The organism is Gottfriedia acidiceleris (assembly GCF_036421055.1).
Classification (GTDB): domain Bacteria; phylum Bacillota; class Bacilli; order Bacillales; family Bacillaceae_G; genus Gottfriedia; species Gottfriedia acidiceleris_C.
The window spans coordinates 123,854-143,840 of sequence record NZ_JAZGQS010000011.1 but is presented as its reverse complement, the minus strand read 5'-3'; the positions used below and the strand labels follow the sequence as shown (position 1 = coordinate 143,840).

The window sequence follows — 19,987 nt, the reverse complement described above, 5'->3', positions numbered from 1 at the left end:
ATTACTTCAATTGAAGTAATGCTAAATTATTTATTTAATTATAGATTATGATTTTAAAACATCGAGATCAACATATCGTTTATCATCTAATTGACTAAAAACAAGATTGATTTAAGTACTGTCACTATTATTCTGTCGTACTCTTATCCCCTGCATAAATTGATTAAAAATTAATTAAATCCTGGGAAACTTGAGAGATCAGAATAATTAATCCATAAAAGTACAAATGCAATAATACCTAATAATAAGATTGTAAAAGTTTGCTTAAACGAATCTTTAACACGGATATGTGATATTATTCCGCCAATTGCCACAACTCCTAATAACAAACCACCCGCTGGAACCCAACTTTCTTCCCAAAAACCAATAATTAATCCAACTGCTCCAACCAATTCTACTAATCCAGTGATTACTCTGAACCATTGCGGTAATTTCATGTGATTAAAACTTTCAACACTCGTTTTTGAACCAAAAAGTTTAGCCACCCCAGCAATTAAAAACATAAGAGCTAATAAAATTTGCAAGATAATTGATAAAATATCCATTTTTTATCACCCCTTTACTTAATATATATGCAATGGAAAAAAGCACATATTACTACAAAGTAAACTATTCAATCTAAAATTTGGATTAGATTGTTTATTAAAATCAGTAATAATGGTTAAAGGTTTCTTAATTATTTCTCTTATCATTCTTTTTGTTAAAGTAAAAAGTATATTGTTTTTTTTGGATAGGGAGTCGTATTAACGCATTTTTCAGCAAATATTTTTTTGAAAATACTGAAATGTCTTGACAGTTTTTAAGTGAATTGATATTGTTATTAAAAAAATATATTTCTTATCCAGAGAGGTGGAGGGACTGGCCCTATGATACCTCAGCAACAGGTCTATTAAGATACTGTGCTAATTCCAGCGGGTGAAACTCCTGATAGATAAGACCACTCATTTTATTTGTCAGTAGCGCACTCTTTTTTAGAGTGCGTTTTTGTTTTCTCTGGATAGTAATAAAAGGAGAGTAAAAATGGAAAACAACACTAGGCAAGAATTTCAAAGGAAAATGCAAGCGCGTCATTTAGTCATGCTATCACTAGGAGGAGTTATTGGAACTGGCTTATTCTTAAGTTCTGGTTACACGATTCAACAAGCTGGTCCAATTGGTACAATTTTATCCTATCTGATTGGTGCGCTAGTGGTTTATCTAGTCATGTTATGTTTAGGGGAGCTTTCCGTACATATGCCTGAAACGGGCGCATTTCATAGTTATGCAGCTAAATACATTGGACCGGGTACAGGATATACAATAGCCTGGTTATACTGGTTAACTTGGACTGTTGCTTTAGGTTCTGAATTTACAGCCGCAGGATTACTTATGGAGCGTTGGTTTCCATCGATTAATGTCTGGGTATGGAGTGCTTTTTTTGCCATTTTGATCTTTGTATTAAATGTCCTGACGGTTAAGTTTTTCGCTGAAACTGAATTTTGGTTTTCATCGATAAAGGTTATAGCAATTGTGATCTTTATTATTATAGGAGTAGCAGCAATGCTCGGGTTTCTTCCGATGACTCATTCAAAAACAGCGCCATTTTTTTCTAACTTAACAAGTGCAGGTTTATTTCCTAATGGTGCTACTGCCATTATAATGACCATGCTTGCGGTTAATTTTGCTTTTTCAGGAACAGAATTAATAGGCATTGCAGCCGGTGAAACAGCCAACCCGGAAAAAGCGATCCCGAAGGCCATTCGTACTACCCTGTGGAGACTAATTATCTTTTTTATAGGAACAATTATTGTTTTATCTGCTTTATTACCTATGTCGGATGCAGGGATATTAAAAAGCCCCTTTGTTGCAGTACTAGAACGAATTGGGGTGCCATATTCAGCCGACATAATGAATTTTGTTATCCTAACAGCCATTCTTTCTGCGGCAAACTCAGGTCTGTATGCCTCTTCTAGAATGCTTTGGTCACTTGCAAATAAGAATACAATTTCACCGATTTTTGGAAAAATGACAAAGAAGGGTGTTCCAATGAACGCTGTTATTTTCTCAATGGTGGGTGGAGGTTTGGCGTTGCTCTCAAGTATTATAGCTCCAGATACTGTCTATATCGTACTAGTTTCAATTTCTGGTTTAGCTGTGGTTGTTGTTTGGATGAGTATTAGTGTTTCCCAGTTCTTATTTCGCAGACAATTTTTAAAAGAAGGAAATTCTGAAAAGGATTTGATCTATCGTACACCATTATATCCATTGGTACCAATTTCTTCTTTTATCCTTTGCCTGGCTTCGTGTATTGGAATTGCATTTGATCCAACACAGAGAATTGCCTTATATTGCGGCATACCGTTTATTTTGCTTTGCTATGGAAGTTATTATCTATCAAAAAATCTTAAGAATAGGGGCGTAAATTATGTCGAACAAACTCAATCCAATTGAAGCTATTTTATCAGAATATTCAATTATGATTCTTGACGGAGCATTAGCTACAGAATTGGAGGCACATGGATGTAATTTGGACGATCCCCTTTGGTCGGCACGCGTGTTATTTGAAGATCCAGAACTTATTTACCGAGTTCATTCGGACTATTTTCGTGCAGGAGCAGACTGTGCCATAACAGCAAGCTATCAAGCTACTATTAATGGTTTTTCTGCACGTGGAATACAAGAACAGGAAGCTTTAGAGTTAATTAGGAAAACTGTGATACTTGCAAGAAGAGCAAGAGATGATTTTTGGAAGGAGAACAAGCAAACGAATAGGCCTAAGCCATTGGTTGCTGCGTCAGTTGGTCCGTATGGGGCTTACCTTGCAGATGGTTCAGAGTATATAGGCAACTATGGTGTATCAGATAAAACATTAGAAGACTTTCATCGTTCAAGAATATCAGCATTGATTGAAGCTGGTGCAGATCTATTAGCATTCGAAACAATCCCTTCATTGCATGAAGCAATAGTTTTAGAAAGATTATTGCGTGAGTTCCCAGAAACATATGCGTGGCTATCCTTTTCTTTAAAAAATGAAAAAGAGATAAGTGAAGGTACGAAGCTTGCGGAGTGTGCAAGAGTTTTTGAAAAAAGTGAGCAAATTGTGGCAATAGGCATCAATTGTGCACCAGTAACTGTTGTAACTGGTGCCATCCAGGAATTGAGAGAAAATACAAAAAAGCCAATTCTTGTTTATCCCAACTCTGGTGAAACTTATAACCCAGTAACAAAAACATGGCATGGGCATGAACAATGTGGCACCTTAGGGTTACAATCTGAAGAATGGTACCAAGTAGGTGCACGTTTAATAGGTGGATGCTGCAGAACAACACCTCATCAAATTAAGGAGATATCAAAAAAATGGCGCCTTTCAGAGGTTTTCTAATTGAATAAAGCAAAGTAGTTATAATGGAGGTTTATTACTTATTATGTAAATGATAGAACAGTAAATTTTATTTTCATAGGCAATAGAATGGTTAGAAGAAACTTATTAACGATTATTACCAATAATTGTTAATAAGTTTTCTTATATATAGTATTCTGGTTTTTTATTAGAGCCCAAAATGTTGCTTTGCTAAAACCTTATATTTCATTTCATCAATATCCTCTTTTGTGACTTCACCGTTAATCCATTGTGTAAAAGAAGTATTCGTTAAAGTTTTATTCCCGTCATTTGTCAGTTGAGTCATTAAAGGGGTTTTATTAAATGGAGATTCCTCGTGCTCAGCAATAATTGTTTGAATCTCATTAAATTCGGATACATCTGAAATCACATCACGTGAATCAAATGCATAGCCAATTCTCCAATTTTGATCTTTATGTTTTAGTTTTAACATCAATACATAATCCCCGAATTTTGTGTCTTCTTTTTTTATTCGAAACTCTCCATTACTAGAAGTAATCATCTCACCCGAAAAGGGAACTGCTTTTAAAGGAAGATTCGCTCCAAATCCTGTATCAATTAAGTATGTTTCTTCATTTTGTGTTAATAGGATTGTGACATGTGTTCTTCCAAAAGTAGGATATTTTTGAGCTATATTGTCATAAACAACCCCTCTTGCTAACCTCACGTTAAACCCATTTTCAAGTAAAAATAAATAAAGCATTGAATTCAATTCATAACAGAGACCACCTTCATTTTTTACTAATAATTTACTAATTAAATTCTCTCGGTTGATCTCATTTGTTTTATCTCCTATAATACAAAGATTTTCAAAAGGTATATTTATGGCAGTTTTTTCAAGAACCTCATTTAAATTATTAAAATTAATTACTTCATTATCTCGTATTCCAATTCTTTTTCGAAACAATAAATTAAGTTCGCTCATTAACGATTCCTCCTATCTCATCAAACTCTTAATTAATCATACCATTTAAGTTTATAAGCTAAAAAAATAGTTGCAAAAGCAACTTCATGTCATCAAAAATAATTAAGTTTTTCTCTTATAATCTTTTTTCAAAATAATATTGATTATACCCTTTTGGATGATTCTCAATTACTCCAAACACTTTAAAACCATGCTTCTTATAAAATTTTGGAGCTTGAAAACTAAAAGTATCTACTTTAATAAGGCGACATCTATTTTTGATTGCAAATTCTTCCATTTGATTGATTAGTTGACTACCAATACCTTCATGTCTATACTCCTCTGCCACCCATAAAAAGTCTATAGATAAATGGTGCCAATACATCCTCCCTGTAATTCCACCTACTATTTCCTCTTGATCATTTTTAACGACAAAGCTTATATTTTCAGACGGTGCTTTCCTCTCATCAGGAAGGTTTTTAGCATTAAATTCAATTACTTTTTTTCTAATAAAATCACTATCTTCTTGTACCCATTGTTTTACGATTTTCATTTTTATTTTTCTCCTATTATTCTATTCGATTTAAGCAAGTAACTGTTCTTAATTAATAGTACATTCTCTAAATAACACTATTTTCCTTTTAAAAACCTATTTAACCAACAACCCACAGAATAAGTTATAAATAAAAAAACCTTCAAATAATTAGAAGGTTTTAATCTAAAAGTTATGGTATAATCTTCCAAAAGGAGTGGGATCAATATGGATAACGTGTTTTTTCCTCTATTTTCAATCATACCGATTTTGTTTTACATAGCACCTTTTGTTTTTATGATTTGGTTTCTTTTAAAATTCCTAAAAATTCAACAAGAAAAAAATCAAATCCTTAAAAGTATTTCAGATAAACTAGATCACTTTAATAAAAATAATCCAGAAATTTGAAAGAGCGTTTGTCTCTTTCTTTTTTTATTTTTTAGAGACTGGTATCCATATTTCGCTCTTGAAAGTTGGTGATGTAATATCTTTCTGTTCATTCCATAAAATTTCTGGACCTTCTACTTGATGGTAATTAGAAGATGGAAACCATTCAGAGTAAATTCGCCCCCATTCTTCTTGCAATGCATCTGGAAATTTTCCAATTGCTTCGAATACTGCCCATGTAATTGCAGGAACTTCAAGTTGAATGAACTCATTTGGACAGTCATTTGTAGTTGCGACTCCAATATAATGATCAAGTTCTCCTTTTTCTTCCATTCTACCTTCAGAAAAATTTGTTGAAGCACTTATTATGCCATTCGGCTCAACATTGGAGAGTTTTTTTAATTCCGTAATTTTTTCCATCGTTAAAGTTTTCCACATGGATGCAATTTCAGGATTGACCCCATTAAAAATAATCGGAACTCTCTTTTTTATCCCTACGATTCGAAATGTTTCTTTTTCTTCAATACGATAGTTCATTTCATTTCCTCCTTTAATTGATAATTGGAAGGTCATTCGTGGAAATGCTTTAAGCGAATTGCCGTTATTTCTAGCTTCTGACGGAGTAATTCCATGCAAGTTTTGAAAGGCTCTCGTAAAGGAATCCGGAGAATTGTATCCGAATTTTAAAGCAATATCAATTATTTTCTTGTTATGATCTTTCAGTTCAAAAGCTGCAATAGTAAGACGGCGACGACGAATATACTCTGAAAGAGAAATTCCAGCAAGAAACGAAAACATTCTTTTAAAGTGATACTCAGAACAAAAAGCCCTTCTTGAGAGTTCTTTATAGTCAATCTCACTTGTTAGATTTTCTTCAATATATACTAGCGCATCATTCATATTCTTTAACAAATCCATTTTATAACCTCCTTCATCAATAGAATAACAGGAACCAAATTAACAAATCCGACTTTTCTTGCTAAGTTATGTAGGGTACTAATATGAAAGGGAGCCACATTAAATAGCTCCCAAAAATTATCACTTTTTACATCGATAAGTTAAACTCTTTTTTTTCATTCAATTTCTTATTAACTTTAACATAAACCAAAATTGCGTTAAGTAGCAATAATGCACTTGTAACAAAAAATACGTATTTGACACCTAAATATGCACCAATCTGCCCACCTAAAATAGAACCGACAAATACACCTAAATATCCAGCTGACATATTAAATCCAAATACTCGACCAGTGATGGCATCTGGTGTAATTCGTTTAACTAATGTATTAACAGCAGGAGTTAAACCCGCCGTTGCTAAACCTAAAATAAATCTTAATCCCATCAATTCCCAAGCGTTTTTTACAAATGCTTGGGGAATTACCATCACACCTGAAACAATCAGGGCAACGAATATAACTTTATGTGGACCAATTCGATCAGAAATCTTACCTAATCTCGGAGCAGCAATAATGCTTGCCAAACCTGATGCTGAAAATGCCATGCCCGCTAACAATGCAACATGTGTAGAATGAGCAGATAGCTGAGAAATGTAGACAGTAATAACTGGTTCAATCGAATAAAGCGCTATTGTTAAAACAAAAAAAGTAATGAACATTGTAATCATTAAGCTTTTATCCGGAATAATACGCCATATTTCCTTAAACTTTAGCACTTTTTTATCTTGGGGAGTAAATGATTCTTTTACAAATAATGCTGTTGTAATAAACGCAACCATCATGAGTCCACCTGTTAAAAAAAACACATTTTGTAAGCCTACAGTCTCTCCAATATAACCTCCAACCATCGGACCAAGTAATGAACCTGCTATACTGGCAGTTGAAAGTGTACCTAATGCTGATCCCGCATGCTCTTTATCTGTTTGAGTTGCGATTAAAGTTGTACAAGCTGTACCGTAACCGGTAATGACACCTTGTAAAAGTCTCAATCCAATTAAAACATAGACATTATGTGCGAAACCCATACAAAAAATAATAATGGACATACCAAGACTTGCTCTTATCAGCATTGGTTTACGTCCGAACTTATCCGCTGCCATACCCCAAATAGGAGAAAAAATAGCTGAGATAATAAAAGTTACCCCAAAAGCAATTCCTGAAAATTGACTAATTAATGCAGAATTATGAACACCAAGTTTATCAATATATAGAGGTAATACCGGACCAAGTTGGCTCAACCCAATACTCGTTACAAACATTCCAAACCAACAAACAATCAAATTCCTTTTCCACAATAACATGATTTCCCCTTCCTTTTAGAAAAAATAAAATCAAAATAAAAAAGTCTTGATGATAAAAGACAAATAAAAATAACAATAAGTTTTAATATACACATAACACTAAACTATAGTTTATAGTTTGTAAATTATATTATATAGTTTACTAATTATATTTAGAAGTGTTAAACTATTTTTAGTAATATAGTCTCTCTTTAAAAATACTTTGTATTTAGGTATTGTATCTTTAAGGACTTATGTTGATTGATAATGGAAATCAGCCTAAAAAACAATTTACCTAATACATGAGACGGGAGCAAAAAAATGGTTCAAAAAAGAAATTTAACAAAAGAAAAAATTATTGAAGTGGCTTTTTCATTGGCTAATGAAATTGGACTTAATCAAGTAACTTTTCCAAAAATTGCAGAAAAGCTAGATATTAAATATCCATCTTTATATAACCATTTTGCGAATATGGACGAGTTAAAATTGAAAATGACGATTTCACTTTTAAATAAATTAAATTCGACTTTAATGCAAAGATTAGTCGGTAAAAGTGGTGAACAAGCGATTAGAGAAATTGCTTATGTATATCGCGATTTTGCATTTGATAATCGAACTGGTTATGGACTTTTTATGAATATCCCGAGTACAGAAAATGACGATGTTAAACGACTTGCTAGGGAAACAACTGGCATTATTCATCAAATTCTTAAGTTTTATATTACGGACCCTACTTTATTAATTCATCAAGGACGAGCATTAAGAAGCATATTACACGGATTTGTTTCGATGAACTTCCTTGGATATTTCCAACATCCGGTAAATGTTGATGATAGCTTTGACGTTATGCTTGATGACTTTATTTCTTCTGTTTCAAGAGCGCAAAAGTAAAAATAAGTTTTTAGACAAAAAATGTGAACACTAAACTAGGCAACTTTCTTTAGATGCCTAGTTTAGTGTTCACATATAACAAAGGGAGGTGTGGTAAAGGCCTAAAATTGCTTTTACCATTTAAATGAAAATTGCTAAAGGTATTGAAACAATTGAATTAGAAATGAATTTTACAGGACAGATAAATATTATTAACCCAACAATACTTTGGGATGAACAAGAAGTGATCTTAGTAGATACAGGAATACCAGGACAAACTGAGGAAATTCGTGAAGCGATTGAAAAATCGGGATTAGAATTCAATAAGCTGTCTAAAATCATTCTTACCCATCAAGACATTGATCATATCGGAAGCCTTGCTGAGCTTTTAAAAACTGCTGATCAAGAAATTGAGGTGCTAGCACATAAAGAAGACAAGCCATATATTGAGGGGGATAAAGCTTTAATTAAAGTAAATCCAGAACGAATCGCAAAAATGATTGAATCTGTTCCTGAAGAAATAGGAAAAAAAATAAAAGCAATCTACGATACATCATTAAATGCTAAAGTTAATTCAACTTTAACTGATGAAGAAGTTTTACCATATGCTGGTGGAATCACTGTGATCTATACACCTGGACATACTCCTGGTCACATTTGTTTATATCATCAACAAAGTAAAACATTAATTGCAGGTGATGCTGTTGTCGCAGCTGATGGCGTTATTATGGGGCCAAATCCAAACGCTACACCTGATATGGAAACGGCTCTTATGTCCATTAAAAAATTAACAAAGTATGATATTGAAACAATCATTTGTTACCATGGTGGAATTGTAAATGAAAATGTAAATGAGCAGCTTTTAGCATTGGCTAACAATCAATAATTTATTGATATAAATTTGGGCACCAAATAAGGTGCCCTTTGTTTTTTGTTTAATGAATTTGTTTTTTTCTATTTATAAATGAACATAAAATTAATACAACTAGCATCCCTAAGCAAACAAAAATACTTAATCTATTCTGCTCACTGAATGCAAATGCTACACAGCTAACTCCTAAAGCAATTACAGTAAATGATGTTACGTATGGAAATCCCCAAACTTTGTAGTGTGGTTGCATAGTATATGTTTTGCGGAGTTTTAATTGTGCTAAACAAATACTGATCCATACTAATGATACTGTAAAGCCAGGTATCGCCATTAAATAACCGAATACGCGATCAGGAGAAAAATAAGCTACAAATGTGCCCCCAATTAAAATTATTGCACTTACAATAACAGTATAAATCGGTACACCATTCTTAGAAATTTTTGCAAAAACCTTTGGCGCTTCTCCCTCAGTTGCTAACGAGTACATCATACGCGTACAGCCGTAAATACCTGAATTTGCAGCAGATAATACCGCTGTAATTAATACAAAGTTCATAATATGAGCTGAACCTTGAAAACCTACTGTTGATAAAACTTGAACAAATGGACTTTCCTGATTACCAATTTCATTCCATGGAATTAATCCACAAATAATCAGGATTGGAAGCGTGTAGAATAAAACAATTCTCCATATAACCCCTTTTATAACTTTTGGTATTACTGTTTCTGCGTCTTTTGTTTCTGTTAAGGTCAATCCTATTAATTCTGAACCACCGTAAGAAAAAATGACGATTAATAAAGCAGAAAATACTCCTGACCAGCCGTGTGGGAAAAATCCCTTATGCTGAACATAATTTTGTACATAACCACTATGATCACTTGGAATAATTCCAAATAAAATTCCAGCGCCTAATGCAATAAATAAAACAATCATCGTAATTTTAATTCCTGCAAACCAAAATTCTATTTCACCATATCGTTTCACATTCATAAAATTAACAGCCACAATAAAAACGGCACTAATAAAACTTAAAGACCATAACGACATTGAAGGAAACCAATATTGTAGAAAGCTTCCTGCTGCGATTACTTCAATAACACAAACTACTAACCACATAAAACAGTACAACCAACCAATTACGAAAGACACTCTTGTACCAAACGCTTTACGAATAAATCCTTTCATATTCAAACCTGGAAAAGCAATAGCCATTTCCGCAATCGCACTCATCACAACAAGAAGTAATAATCCAGCAAACAAATATGAAAAAATAACTGCGGGTCCTGCAATCGATACAGTTTCTGATGTTCCTTTAAAAATACCTGTACCAATTGCTCCACCGAGTGCCATGAAACGGATATGTCTTGGTAATAGATTTTTTTGTAATTCCATTTTCTATCTCCTCTTTCTAGCTTGTATATTTTTATAAAAAAAATCGCCCCTGCCACTAACGACAGGGACGATTTTCACCGTGGTACCACCCTAATTGCAGAATTAATTCTGCCTCTTGTTTTATTTAACGATCGATGACCGTCTTATTCAAAGTAAATGTCGACCTTTACTTCGAATAAGATGCTCCAGGACTGTAATTCATGCTTGTTTTTGTACTGATTCACACCATCCACCAGCTCTCTTAAACAGTGAAACAAACATTACTGTATTCCCTTCATTGCATTTTCTATATTCAGTTTTTAAATTAATAAAAAAGTCCCTACTGATTGTATCAGTAGGGACGAATTATTCGCGGTACCACCCTAGTTGCAGAAATATTCTGCCTCTTAATATTTGATAACGGTCAGAATTGACCGTTTTTCCCTTAGTAAAGATTAAACTTTACTTCGAAAAAAAATAGCTCCAGGACCGAAATTCATTCTTATCTTTGTACTGATTCCCACCAACCATCAGCTCTCTATAACATTGAGATAAGTACTACTTAAATTCCCTTCATTGCTTAAAACTATATGAATCTAACATTAGTAGCTTGTTTCTTTTTTTAATATGTTTTGTATTATAGGGGTTATTTCATAATTCTGTCAACATCTTTTTTAGATCATTTTATCCCACCACTTTAAAAATGCTAGTTTAAATAGTTTGAAAGCTTTGAAATTAATATAATATAATTAAGAAAAATGGAGGGAAGAAAATCATGCTAAACATACGAAATGTAAGATTGGAAGATTTAACTGAACTGGTAGAAATTGAGCATTTTTGTTTTTCAAAACAAGAGGCAGCAACAAAACAAACATTCGAAAATCGCATTAAATTCATTCCCGATAGTTTTTTTGTAGCTGAGGAAAATGGTAAATTAGTTGGTTTAGTAAACGGTCCTGTTATAAATGAGACTGTCATTACTGATGATTTATTTAGCGAAGTTAAAAAAAATCCATCTACTGGTGGCCATCAATGTATATTAGGTCTAGCAGTTGCTCCACAAAACCAAAATAAAGGGATCGCATCAAAATTGCTTTCTCATATCGAAAAAGTTTCAAAAGAAAATAAACGTGATTCAATAACGCTTACATGTAAAGAAAACTTAATTCAATTTTACGAAAAACATGGCTTCATCAATAAAGGTATTTCTAGCTCAACACATGGTGGAGTAAAATGGTATAACATGATTAAAAAACTGTAATGAGGCTATTGCTTTATTACAGTTTTTTTGATAATTAGACTTTATCATTCAACTTTATACTTGTCTATTACTTCAGAGAGCTATTCCCTTATACTTTGGATTAGCTCGGTCAAATCTTTACTAAAATAATACAAAAACTATCAACTCAATCTTATAGTTGGTAGCCTAATTACAACTTAGCTAATACTTCATTTATATTTTCCCATTCATAAATAAGTAAATTCAATTCAGTTCCTGAAAATGTAATCCTATCTGTTTTCAATAATTCAGCACCATAATATTCATAGAAAAAGCGTGTTTTATTGTCTTCCAAAACCTCGACGAATACCCGATTATACCCCCATTTCTGAAATTGAAGGAATAATTGTTTCATTAATTGCTTGCCGACTCCTTTACCTTGATATTCCTCAAGAAGATAAATAGACGTTAAGTCACCAGAATGATCGACTTGATTCCTCTCTCTTTTTCCACAATCTGCAAAACCGATAATTTCCCCGTCATCATTTTCAGCAACAACTACATAATCCCCCACTTTCGAAAGATTATTATTCCATAATTTTTCTCTTTGTTCATATGATAACTTCTCTAAAAACTCGCATGGAATTATATTTCGATAAGTAGTTTTCCAACTATCCACGTGAACTTTAGCGATTCCTTTTGCATCTGACAATGTAGCTTTCCTTATCATCATATCTATCACCTCCACCACTCTTTTTAAAAAAATATATACCTTATAGGTGGTGAAAATTCCTTCAATTCAAACTCATTTATCTCTTAATGACATAAAATTTAGCAAGTTCCTCATTAAATAGATTAATCTAGCTATTTTTAAATCTCTGTTTCTGGATTTTTATTGCGATTTTGCCAATTTTATTAGTGATTATCCGTTTTTAATTGCGTTTTCACATTTTTATTTGCGATACCTGTTTTTGGATAACTGTTTTTTATTTACGATTTCACATTTTAATACAAGCACAATAAAAAGCACCCCTCAAAGGTACTTCATTTTCTTTTCCGATTATACTTCTCAAAAGAAATCGATTGAACCTCATATTTCTTTCCATTCCATTCATATAAAAGCTTCAAATTTCCAATCGCTCCACCTCCGTCGGTTGAAATCATTACAACAGCATCGGCAACTAGTTTTTTCTTCTCAACAATATAATCCACTGGCACGTGGGTATATACACTATCGTCAGAAGAAGTATCTTTAAACCCTATCGATTTTAAATTAACTTTATAGGTTTTTTGTTTAGTTGTTATAGTTACAATATCCCCTTTTTTCTCCATTTCTACAAGTCGTTTAACGGCTTCAGGGACCGATTCAATTGGAACTTCCTTATATTCTTCGCTTTGGTCATCGTTGGTACTAATTTGCAATAAATGAATCGGATCATTGAAATTATCCAATACGATAATGATTTCATTTTGTTTATCTTTATTTAAATCTTCACTAAACATTTTCGTACCATACTTCCCACTTTTCCATGTTGGGAAGTGATATAAAAATCCTTCATTTCCAATTTGAACGTCAAAATTCCGGTATTCTTTCCGATCAATTCGGTCAGCGATTAAATAGATATTTTCCTGCCACACATCACTTGGAATCCCATTCATAACGACTCGTTCAGCTTGTCGCGCACTTACGGATGAAGAAGTAAAAAATGGAAAAATACTGATTAAAACAATAATTAAACGTCGATTCATCGATACACCACCTTTACCTTTAAGATGTCCTAATATGGAAAATATAACCTCAAGCTAAAAAAGGATTTGTCTACTCACCTTATCGACTCAAAAAAAAGAGAGCTGCAAAAAGCAACTCCCTAAAAATTAAGAATTTATTCCAGCAGTTTGTCCCTGCTCCTGTAATATATCACCCTTAATTCTTCTTTCTAATGCAGGTGTAATTCGAACGAATATAAGAATACCAATTACTCCTAAACTTGTTAAAAAGAAAGAAGTCGCGAAATTTGATAAATAGGCACTTAGTGATACGGTTATCGAACAAATAAACATTGCTAAATTAAATGTTAAGCCTGCAACCGCCATATAAGAACTCCTTGTTTCATCAGCTGGTAAGTTAGCCATATAGTTTTGTTGAACTGGTACTCTTAATACTTCTGCAACTGTTGCTATGAACATTGCTATAAATAATAGCCAAATAGAGTTACTATATGAAATTACTGCATATCCACCAACAAATGCAATACAACTCCAAATTAACGTTTTTCGATCGTCCAATTTCCCTACAATTTTAGAAGCGAAAAGTGCCATTACGACTACAAGTATCGTATTTTCTGTACGGAGAAAACCATTCATCTCGATTCCACCAAATGTCCAATTCAATAAATGTTGTGTGTGGAAATCATTCGCTAATCGAATACTTATATAATTTGTTAATTGAAATTCCATTGAAAGCACTAGTAAACCTGCCAGTACATAAAGAATAAAGAGTTTATCTTGAAAAACATCACGATAATTTGAAATCATTTTTTGAGCGTGATGACCGATTGTCTTCGTTTCTGTTTTTTCAGTAACTAAGCTTTCCTCAACAAAGAATGTAATTAAGACCCATGTAATAAGTGAAGCAACTGACAGTGCTAATAATAATTCAAATAAATATGATCTAAATAAAAATCCTCCAAGCATACCACCAATTGCAATTGATAAATTGTTCGACCAGTACATGATTGAGTACATAAGCTTTCGTTCCTCTGGCTTACTCACATCTATTAACATTGCTTGATTTGCAGGCCCTGCTAGCCCCCAACAAATGCTATTTAAAGTCATCATAAAAAATGTAATAAGGGGTGATGTAAACCAAGGTGAATTACAAAGCATCATCGTAATAAACGCGAGTAACCGAATTGTTTCGGCAAACACCATCGTCTTTTTTCGACCAAATTGATCCGAAAAATATCCCCCAAAAAAGTTCATAATAATGCCTATAAATACATTTACAAGCAAAAGCAATCCTGCTTGTTTTACCCCAAAATGTTTAGATAAATAAATCGCCATAAATGGAAAAACCATACTTCCAATTGACGAACTTAAGAACGATTCGAGTAATCGAATTTTTATATTTTTGTGAAAATTAAGTATCCCCATGCTCTTACAACCTCTCTTTATCTATAGAATCCCCTTCGTTTTAAATTTGTAGCAGATATCCCTTTTATTTGCATGAAAATTCCCCCTTTTTAAATTTTTCACTTAATTAGCATAGCAGTTATTTCTGATTATGCCAATATGCAAGCCTAATACTTTATTCCTATATAAATGAGAAAAATTGGAATGCCTTAAAGTAAACCATTTGACTTGATTTAAAAAAGTGAATGAGTATTACTTTGTAAGGCAAATAGCTCCTTCACTATTTTCACACTACATTTCTTTTACCTTAGAGCCCGAAATAAAATATTAAGATTACTGATTCCTTCACACGTTGATTTACTGTCGGTATATTGAATCATCTACCTTTAAATGTCATACACATCGTCATCATGAAATACTAAACGATACCGGGTCATAAACTCCTTCATCTTTTCTTTTGAATTCTCCCCATTTCTAAAGTGAAAGACAAAATCTTTAGTCGTATACTTCCAGATTTCCAGTTGTAATGTATTCTTGAAACCATCTATTTGCAGCATTCTTTTTATCAATACTTTTCACCTAGTACACCCCATTCTAAAATACTTATTCAGTGACTTATTCAGTGACTTGTTCAACATTCGTTGCAGGCCAATCGTTATCCTATCAATTTCATTAAATATAAATATTTAGTAAAAAACGACTAATTTTATGTTTGGACAAAGATACTCATTGAAACGCAAATTAAATTAGACTACTATCTAATTAGATGAATATAAAAGTAGGTGTATATTAAGTGCAATTAAATAAAATTGTAGATTTTCATAAAGCTTTAGGTGATCTTACTCGTGTACGCATTATTGCTCTACTTCAGCAAGGTCATTTAAGTGGGCAAGAAATTGCCAGTAAATTAAATCTTAAACCCCCAACAATTACCCATCATATGTCGAAGCTTAGAGAGATTGGTCTGATTAAAGAGCGCCGAGATAAAAATACAATCTATTTCTCTCTAAATACAAAAATTTTAGAAATGAATGCGAAAGCAATTTTCACGGTAGGAACAGGAGGAGATTCCAATATGGAAATGTCAGTTACTGAAAGTGAACGTTTAAGTATTCTCAATAATTTCTTTACGAAGGAAGGCAAACTTAAAATTTATCCTGCTCAGCGAAAGAAAAAGCTTGTCGTTTTAGCGCATATGATTAAAGGTTTAGAATTTGGTAGAGTTTATCAAGAAAAAGAAATCAATGAATATTTGAAGGAATTTCATGAAGATTACGCTACTTTGAGACGAGAACTCATTATGTGTCAATTTATGTATCGCGAAAATAATCAGTATGAATTAAATCCGGTTGAATTATGGTGGTTAAAATAATTGGGCAAAAAAGAAGATAAAAATTGGCATGTAAGTATCATAAAATCTATGAAAAATGCCTAAAAAAAGAAAAAGAGATACTTTAAACTATCTCTTTTTCTAAATATTATTTACTTGGATTTGTAGAAATATATTTCTTAACTACTTCCATTACATATCCCTGACATGCTTCAGCTGTAGTTGGATCATATTTCCCGCCATTTGTTTTATTGTTTGATAATACGCGAATTCCTAAGAAAGCTACATTATATGCTTGAGAGATTTGAGCTGCAGCAGCGCCTTCCATTTCTTCTACTGAAGTTCCATATTTAGTATGGAACCATTTAATACGATCAACCTCATTGTTCCAAACGTCTGCAGATCCGATTGTACCTTCTACAACCTTACCTTTAGTGTATTTGTTTTTCACTGCATTTGCAGCTGCTAATAAATCTTTATTACCTTCGTAAAAACGTGGTTTTTCAGCGTTTGGATCTTCACCTGCACTACCTTCTGAAGCCATTAAGTCCATTGGTTTCCACTGAGTTGCATCAATACCTTGGTTTTCGTCCTTCGTTTCCGTCTTTAAAGATCCAATATTAGTTGTATTTTTACCTAATACGATATCAAATACATTTAAATTCGCATCATGACCACCAGATGTACCTTGGTTAATAATGGCGATTGGTTTATATTTTTCAATTGCAATCGCTGTAGCAGCAGCAGTGTTTTCCATACCTTTACCTGTTTTTGCTACAATAACAGGATAATTATCTAAAGTACCTTTGTAAAATACGAAACTACCTGATTTTTCAATTTTTACATTTTTTAGCTGACTTGCAAACTTTTCAGCCTCGATTGGCATTGGTCCCTCAATAATAATTGGTTTAAGATGTTTAGTTTTTGCTTCTACAGTGTTCGATTTAAAGTAATTACCTACAGATACAGAGATTAATAGTGCAGAAATGATTCCTAATAAACCGTATTTTTTTAACAATGTTTTTTCCCCCTTGATGATGGTCACACTCGATGTTAAAGTCAAAAAAAATGGTCTAGAAAAAGTAGAACAATCTCTACCTTCTAGACCTACGAAAGTTAAAGTATAAATTAGCAATAAATAAAGTTTAATGCTAATCATCATTATTGGTTACAAAAAATGAAACCAAGTATACTTTAACCCGTAGTCTAGTTCTTTTATTGGGAACCAGGTAGAAACGCTCAGACCATATTACTGAGCATATACGAGTACTGTTTATGAATGATTACACTGATAATATATCAAACTCGAAATATATTTTCAATACTAAACATGAACATTTTTACAAATGGTATTAATAACGTTCGTATTTTACAGAAAATAATAGGTTCAGTTTGTATAAATAGTTAAAAAACAAAAGAATTTGTTATACTCTCTGAAATTACTGTAATAAAATTTCATTTTTTTTAGAATTCGAATTTTATTGGTCGTAAAAATAATTCCTCTAAAGTGTCTTTCGCATTTTTATGTTCATAAATAATTTCAAACAATGCCTTACAAATAGGTAGTTCAACTTCATACTGATCTGAAAGTTCCCTTAAAGCCTTTCCACCCATTGCTCTTATTAAACGAGAAATTTCCCTAGTTCCTCTAGCCATTAATGATCCTTTTAAACTACTATATTTCAATCCGTCTAGCATTCCCGCAGCTATTCCCATGACATTTTTTGTTGCAGCACCAATTTCATTACCAATTAAATCTTGGCCATAATAAAATCGAATTAACTCGCTGTTAAATATTTTAGCAATCTGTTTTGTTACTTCAATTTTCTCCGAACCTATTACCATACAATTAGGTATATTTCTTACAAAATCCTGCACATGACCAGGTCCTACCCAAACCGCTAGATTACTATTTTTACCAACTTCTTCACGAAAGACTTGTGTGAGCCTTTTTCCTGTAGTGGATTCTATACCTTTCATACAGAGGATAAAGGTTTTGCCTTGTATTTCATCATATTGACTTAAGCGGTTTGCAAATGATCTTAGCTCTTGGGCACTAATCGATATAATAATCACTTCTGCAAATGATAATGCACTTTCTAAAGACCTCGTTAATTCAATTCCATCTGGGAGGCTTAAATAGTCATTTTTTCTTGTCTGATTTAAGCCAATAAAATTTCTAGAGTTTTCTCTTCCCCATAGAATTACATTGTGACTAACTCGATTAGCGTACCAAGCTAAAAAAGTTCCCCATCTACCGCATCCTAAGACAGATACATTCATACATTACTCTTCCTTCCAGAATATATTATCGAGTAATCGGCCTAAACAAAAAAACAAACAAGAAGTCTAATTAGGTAACCGATTAGACTTCTTCTGTTTGCTGAAAAGTGAGTTTGTCAATTAGTCTCTTAATTTAAATCTGTTGTTCTGCAGTTTGTTATGAGGAACTTATTTTCATTTTTTTGCTTTTTCACTTCCTCATGAACCTCTCATTACACTTTTTTGCGTCTTTTTACATTTGTACTTACTAAGGAACCCATTTTCATCTTCTCGCTATAAATGAGTTTTTGCTTAAAAAGCTCTATTACAAAGTCCAATTAATAAGTATTCCTGAATGAGTTAATCCACCACCAAAACCATACAGTAAAACCTTATCCCCATATTTAAGCTTTCCTTCCTTTACGCCCTTAACTAAAGATAATGGAATTGTGGCTGATGATGTATTTCCGCAATCTACTAAGCTATTTAATGTTTTATCAATTGGAAATTCACTTCTTTCGCAGATTGATTCAATCATTCTTAAATTTGCACTATGTGGAACAAACCAATCGACTTCATTTAAAGAAGTGGATCCATTGTTTAATACAGCTTGCATTCCTTTAGGTACTGTCGTAACAGCCCACTTGTATACCTCGCGTCCATTTTGAACGATATTGCTGTTATTAATTATCTCTTCACCAAACATTTGATTTGATAAATTTGAACAATATAAATGTTTGCCTTTTTCACCCTCTGATCCTAAGTATGAGGAAATGAAGCTAGGTTGTTCTTCATCATACTCTATTAAAGCTACACCAGCTCCATCACCAAATAAAATGCAAGTAGTGCGATCTTCATAATCGGTTATTTTAGATAAAGTTTCTGCTCCAACTACTAAAATTTTTCGATTTAATCCGGATGTAATTAATCCATTTGCCATATATAAACCGTAAGTAAAACCTGCGCATGCAGCATTTAAATCAATTGCCCCAGCATTTTTTATTCCAAGCTTTGCTTGGATAATTGAAGCAACACTTGGCGTTTTGAAGTCTGGCGTTAAAGTACAAACAAGAATCATATCAACATCTTCAACAGACTTATTGTATCTTTCCATCAAGTCTTTTATTGCCTTAAAGCTTAAGTCGCTTGTATATTCATTTTCATTTGCAATTCTTCTTTCTTTTATGCCAGTTCGCTTTACAATCCATTCATCATTTGTCTCAACTATTTTTTCTAAATCCTTATTTGCTAATACTTTTTCTGGTACATATGAACCTATTGCAGTGATACGTGCTTTTGAATTTTGCATTATGGTCACCTCAGTCATAATTTTTTATAGCTTTCTAATATTATATCACCAGATATTAATACTAGGTACTAATTTTAATTTAAAATTTTTTTATTCTTTTAATTTATCGAATGGATTGTATATTAAGGCGTGTAGGTTTTAAACTAAAAAAAGTTGCTAACAACAGCAACTTTACTTAAAAAAC

General features: G+C 32.7%; 18 protein-coding genes, 2 riboswitches and 2 other annotated features. Of the genes, 6 read left to right on the top strand and 12 right to left on the bottom strand.

Annotation, left to right across the window (positions count from 1 at the left end; all coding sequences use genetic code 11):
- Window positions 1–170: 170 nt before the first annotated feature.
- The gene (locus RAH41_RS17350) at window positions 171–545 is read right to left on the bottom strand and encodes a DoxX family protein (protein ID WP_331224248.1); all 375 of its coding nucleotides are present in this window, start codon (window positions 543–545) and stop codon (window positions 171–173) included.
- 289 nt (window positions 546–834) lie between these two features.
- Window positions 835–938: riboswitch (SAM riboswitch) on the top strand.
- 82 nt (window positions 939–1,020) lie between these two features.
- Here RAH41_RS17350 and mmuP point away from each other — a divergent pair.
- A complete protein-coding gene (gene mmuP, locus RAH41_RS17345) occupies window positions 1,021–2,430 on the top strand; it encodes an S-methylmethionine permease (protein ID WP_331224246.1) in 1,410 nt (469 codons plus the stop codon).
- A complete protein-coding gene (mmuM, locus tag RAH41_RS17340; RefSeq protein ID WP_331224245.1) occupies window positions 2,405–3,361 on the top strand; it encodes a homocysteine S-methyltransferase in 957 nt (318 codons plus the stop codon). Before mmuP ends, mmuM begins: the two co-directional genes overlap by 26 nt.
- Before the next feature lie 166 nt (window positions 3,362–3,527).
- Here the strand turns inward: mmuM and RAH41_RS17335 are convergent, their stop codons facing one another.
- The 4 genes from RAH41_RS17335 to RAH41_RS17320 all read right to left on the bottom strand — a co-directional run bounded on the left by RAH41_RS17335 (window position 3,528) and on the right by RAH41_RS17320 (window position 7,459).
- On the bottom strand, window positions 3,528–4,304 hold the full coding sequence (locus tag RAH41_RS17335; RefSeq protein WP_331224244.1) for an arylamine N-acetyltransferase family protein: 777 nt from the start codon (window positions 4,302–4,304) through the stop codon (window positions 3,528–3,530).
- Window positions 4,305–4,419: 115 nt separating this feature from the next.
- Window positions 4,420–4,836, bottom strand: a complete 417-nt coding sequence (locus RAH41_RS17330; protein ID WP_331224242.1) for a GNAT family N-acetyltransferase — start codon at window positions 4,834–4,836, stop codon at window positions 4,420–4,422.
- A 411-nt stretch (window positions 4,837–5,247) separates the two neighbouring features.
- On the bottom strand, window positions 5,248–6,120 hold the full coding sequence (locus tag RAH41_RS17325) for an AraC family transcriptional regulator (protein ID WP_331224241.1): 873 nt from the start codon (window positions 6,118–6,120) through the stop codon (window positions 5,248–5,250).
- 127 nt (window positions 6,121–6,247) lie between these two features.
- The gene (locus tag RAH41_RS17320) at window positions 6,248–7,459 is read right to left on the bottom strand and encodes a multidrug efflux MFS transporter (protein WP_331224240.1); all 1,212 of its coding nucleotides are present in this window, start codon (window positions 7,457–7,459) and stop codon (window positions 6,248–6,250) included.
- Between the two features lie 300 nt (window positions 7,460–7,759).
- On the opposite strand from RAH41_RS17320, the gene RAH41_RS17315 reads away from it, so the two are divergent.
- Together RAH41_RS17315 and RAH41_RS17310 are read left to right on the top strand one after the other, a co-directional pair.
- Complete coding sequence (locus RAH41_RS17315; RefSeq protein WP_331224239.1) at window positions 7,760–8,329, top strand: TetR/AcrR family transcriptional regulator; 570 nt, start codon at window positions 7,760–7,762, stop codon at window positions 8,327–8,329.
- A gap of 124 nt (window positions 8,330–8,453) precedes the next feature.
- Window positions 8,454–9,194 (top strand): MBL fold metallo-hydrolase, encoded by a 741-nt coding sequence (locus RAH41_RS17310; protein ID WP_331224237.1) that lies wholly within the window; start codon window positions 8,454–8,456, stop codon window positions 9,192–9,194.
- A 49-nt stretch (window positions 9,195–9,243) separates the two neighbouring features.
- Here RAH41_RS17310 and RAH41_RS17305 read toward each other — a convergent pair whose 3' ends face one another.
- Window positions 9,244–10,572, bottom strand: coding sequence for an amino acid permease (locus tag RAH41_RS17305; RefSeq protein ID WP_331224235.1), 1,329 nt, complete (start codon window positions 10,570–10,572; stop codon window positions 9,244–9,246).
- A 60-nt stretch (window positions 10,573–10,632) separates the two neighbouring features.
- Window positions 10,633–10,859, bottom strand: a binding site (T-box leader).
- A 46-nt stretch (window positions 10,860–10,905) separates the two neighbouring features.
- Window positions 10,906–11,137, bottom strand: a binding site (T-box leader).
- 189 nt (window positions 11,138–11,326) lie between these two features.
- Here RAH41_RS17305 and RAH41_RS17300 point away from each other — a divergent pair.
- The gene (locus RAH41_RS17300; protein WP_331224233.1) at window positions 11,327–11,812 is read left to right on the top strand and encodes a GNAT family N-acetyltransferase; all 486 of its coding nucleotides are present in this window, start codon (window positions 11,327–11,329) and stop codon (window positions 11,810–11,812) included.
- A gap of 169 nt (window positions 11,813–11,981) precedes the next feature.
- Here RAH41_RS17300 and RAH41_RS17295 read toward each other — a convergent pair whose 3' ends face one another.
- From RAH41_RS17295 to RAH41_RS17285, 3 genes are all read right to left on the bottom strand, one after another.
- Window positions 11,982–12,503: a GNAT family N-acetyltransferase gene (locus tag RAH41_RS17295; protein ID WP_331224231.1), complete on the bottom strand. Its 522-nt coding sequence runs from the start codon at window positions 12,501–12,503 to the stop codon at window positions 11,982–11,984.
- Window positions 12,504–12,814: 311 nt separating this feature from the next.
- Window positions 12,815–13,519, bottom strand: coding sequence for a hypothetical protein (locus tag RAH41_RS17290; RefSeq protein ID WP_331224229.1), 705 nt, complete (start codon window positions 13,517–13,519; stop codon window positions 12,815–12,817).
- 126 nt (window positions 13,520–13,645) lie between these two features.
- The gene (locus tag RAH41_RS17285) at window positions 13,646–14,923 is read right to left on the bottom strand and encodes an MFS transporter (protein ID WP_331224228.1); all 1,278 of its coding nucleotides are present in this window, start codon (window positions 14,921–14,923) and stop codon (window positions 13,646–13,648) included.
- Window positions 14,924–15,695: 772 nt separating this feature from the next.
- Here RAH41_RS17285 and RAH41_RS17280 point away from each other — a divergent pair.
- Window positions 15,696–16,274 (top strand): metalloregulator ArsR/SmtB family transcription factor, encoded by a 579-nt coding sequence (locus RAH41_RS17280; RefSeq protein ID WP_331224227.1) that lies wholly within the window; start codon window positions 15,696–15,698, stop codon window positions 16,272–16,274.
- Between the two features lie 106 nt (window positions 16,275–16,380).
- Here the strand turns inward: RAH41_RS17280 and RAH41_RS17275 are convergent, their stop codons facing one another.
- The 3 genes from RAH41_RS17275 to RAH41_RS17265 all read right to left on the bottom strand — a co-directional run bounded on the left by RAH41_RS17275 (window position 16,381) and on the right by RAH41_RS17265 (window position 19,803).
- Window positions 16,381–17,268, bottom strand: coding sequence for a 5'-methylthioadenosine/S-adenosylhomocysteine nucleosidase (locus tag RAH41_RS17275; RefSeq protein ID WP_419471625.1), 888 nt, complete (start codon window positions 17,266–17,268; stop codon window positions 16,381–16,383).
- A 146-nt stretch (window positions 17,269–17,414) separates the two neighbouring features.
- Window positions 17,415–17,518, bottom strand: a riboswitch (purine riboswitch).
- Window positions 17,519–17,696: 178 nt separating this feature from the next.
- The gene (locus RAH41_RS17270; protein ID WP_331224226.1) at window positions 17,697–18,515 is read right to left on the bottom strand and encodes a glycerol-3-phosphate dehydrogenase; all 819 of its coding nucleotides are present in this window, start codon (window positions 18,513–18,515) and stop codon (window positions 17,697–17,699) included.
- Window positions 18,516–18,819: 304 nt separating this feature from the next.
- Window positions 18,820–19,803, bottom strand: coding sequence for a ketoacyl-ACP synthase III (locus RAH41_RS17265; protein ID WP_331224225.1), 984 nt, complete (start codon window positions 19,801–19,803; stop codon window positions 18,820–18,822).
- Window positions 19,804–19,987: the final 184 nt, after the last annotated feature.

What these genes read in the sequence shown, in the direction of transcription:
- RAH41_RS17350 (WP_331224248.1), bottom strand. Translation starts at nt 545, where the DNA reads ATGGATATTTTATCAATTATCTTGCAAATTTTATTAGCTCTTATGTTT.
- mmuP (WP_331224246.1), top strand. Translation starts at nt 1,021, where the DNA reads ATGGAAAACAACACTAGGCAAGAATTTCAAAGGAAAATGCAAGCGCGT.
- mmuM (WP_331224245.1), top strand. Translation starts at nt 2,405, where the DNA reads ATGTCGAACAAACTCAATCCAATTGAAGCTATTTTATCAGAATATTCA.
- RAH41_RS17335 (WP_331224244.1), bottom strand. Translation starts at nt 4,304, where the DNA reads ATGAGCGAACTTAATTTATTGTTTCGAAAAAGAATTGGAATACGAGAT.
- RAH41_RS17330 (WP_331224242.1), bottom strand. Translation starts at nt 4,836, where the DNA reads ATGAAAATCGTAAAACAATGGGTACAAGAAGATAGTGATTTTATTAGA.
- RAH41_RS17325 (WP_331224241.1), bottom strand. Translation starts at nt 6,120, where the DNA reads ATGGATTTGTTAAAGAATATGAATGATGCGCTAGTATATATTGAAGAA.
- RAH41_RS17320 (WP_331224240.1), bottom strand. Translation starts at nt 7,459, where the DNA reads ATGTTATTGTGGAAAAGGAATTTGATTGTTTGTTGGTTTGGAATGTTT.
- RAH41_RS17315 (WP_331224239.1), top strand. Translation starts at nt 7,760, where the DNA reads ATGGTTCAAAAAAGAAATTTAACAAAAGAAAAAATTATTGAAGTGGCT.
- RAH41_RS17310 (WP_331224237.1), top strand. Translation starts at nt 8,454, where the DNA reads ATGAAAATTGCTAAAGGTATTGAAACAATTGAATTAGAAATGAATTTT.
- RAH41_RS17305 (WP_331224235.1), bottom strand. Translation starts at nt 10,572, where the DNA reads ATGGAATTACAAAAAAATCTATTACCAAGACATATCCGTTTCATGGCA.
- RAH41_RS17300 (WP_331224233.1), top strand. Translation starts at nt 11,327, where the DNA reads ATGCTAAACATACGAAATGTAAGATTGGAAGATTTAACTGAACTGGTA.
- RAH41_RS17295 (WP_331224231.1), bottom strand. Translation starts at nt 12,503, where the DNA reads ATGATGATAAGGAAAGCTACATTGTCAGATGCAAAAGGAATCGCTAAA.
- RAH41_RS17290 (WP_331224229.1), bottom strand. Translation starts at nt 13,519, where the DNA reads ATGAATCGACGTTTAATTATTGTTTTAATCAGTATTTTTCCATTTTTT.
- RAH41_RS17285 (WP_331224228.1), bottom strand. Translation starts at nt 14,923, where the DNA reads ATGGGGATACTTAATTTTCACAAAAATATAAAAATTCGATTACTCGAA.
- RAH41_RS17270 (WP_331224226.1), bottom strand. Translation starts at nt 18,515, where the DNA reads ATGAATGTATCTGTCTTAGGATGCGGTAGATGGGGAACTTTTTTAGCT.
- RAH41_RS17265 (WP_331224225.1), bottom strand. Translation starts at nt 19,803, where the DNA reads ATGCAAAATTCAAAAGCACGTATCACTGCAATAGGTTCATATGTACCA.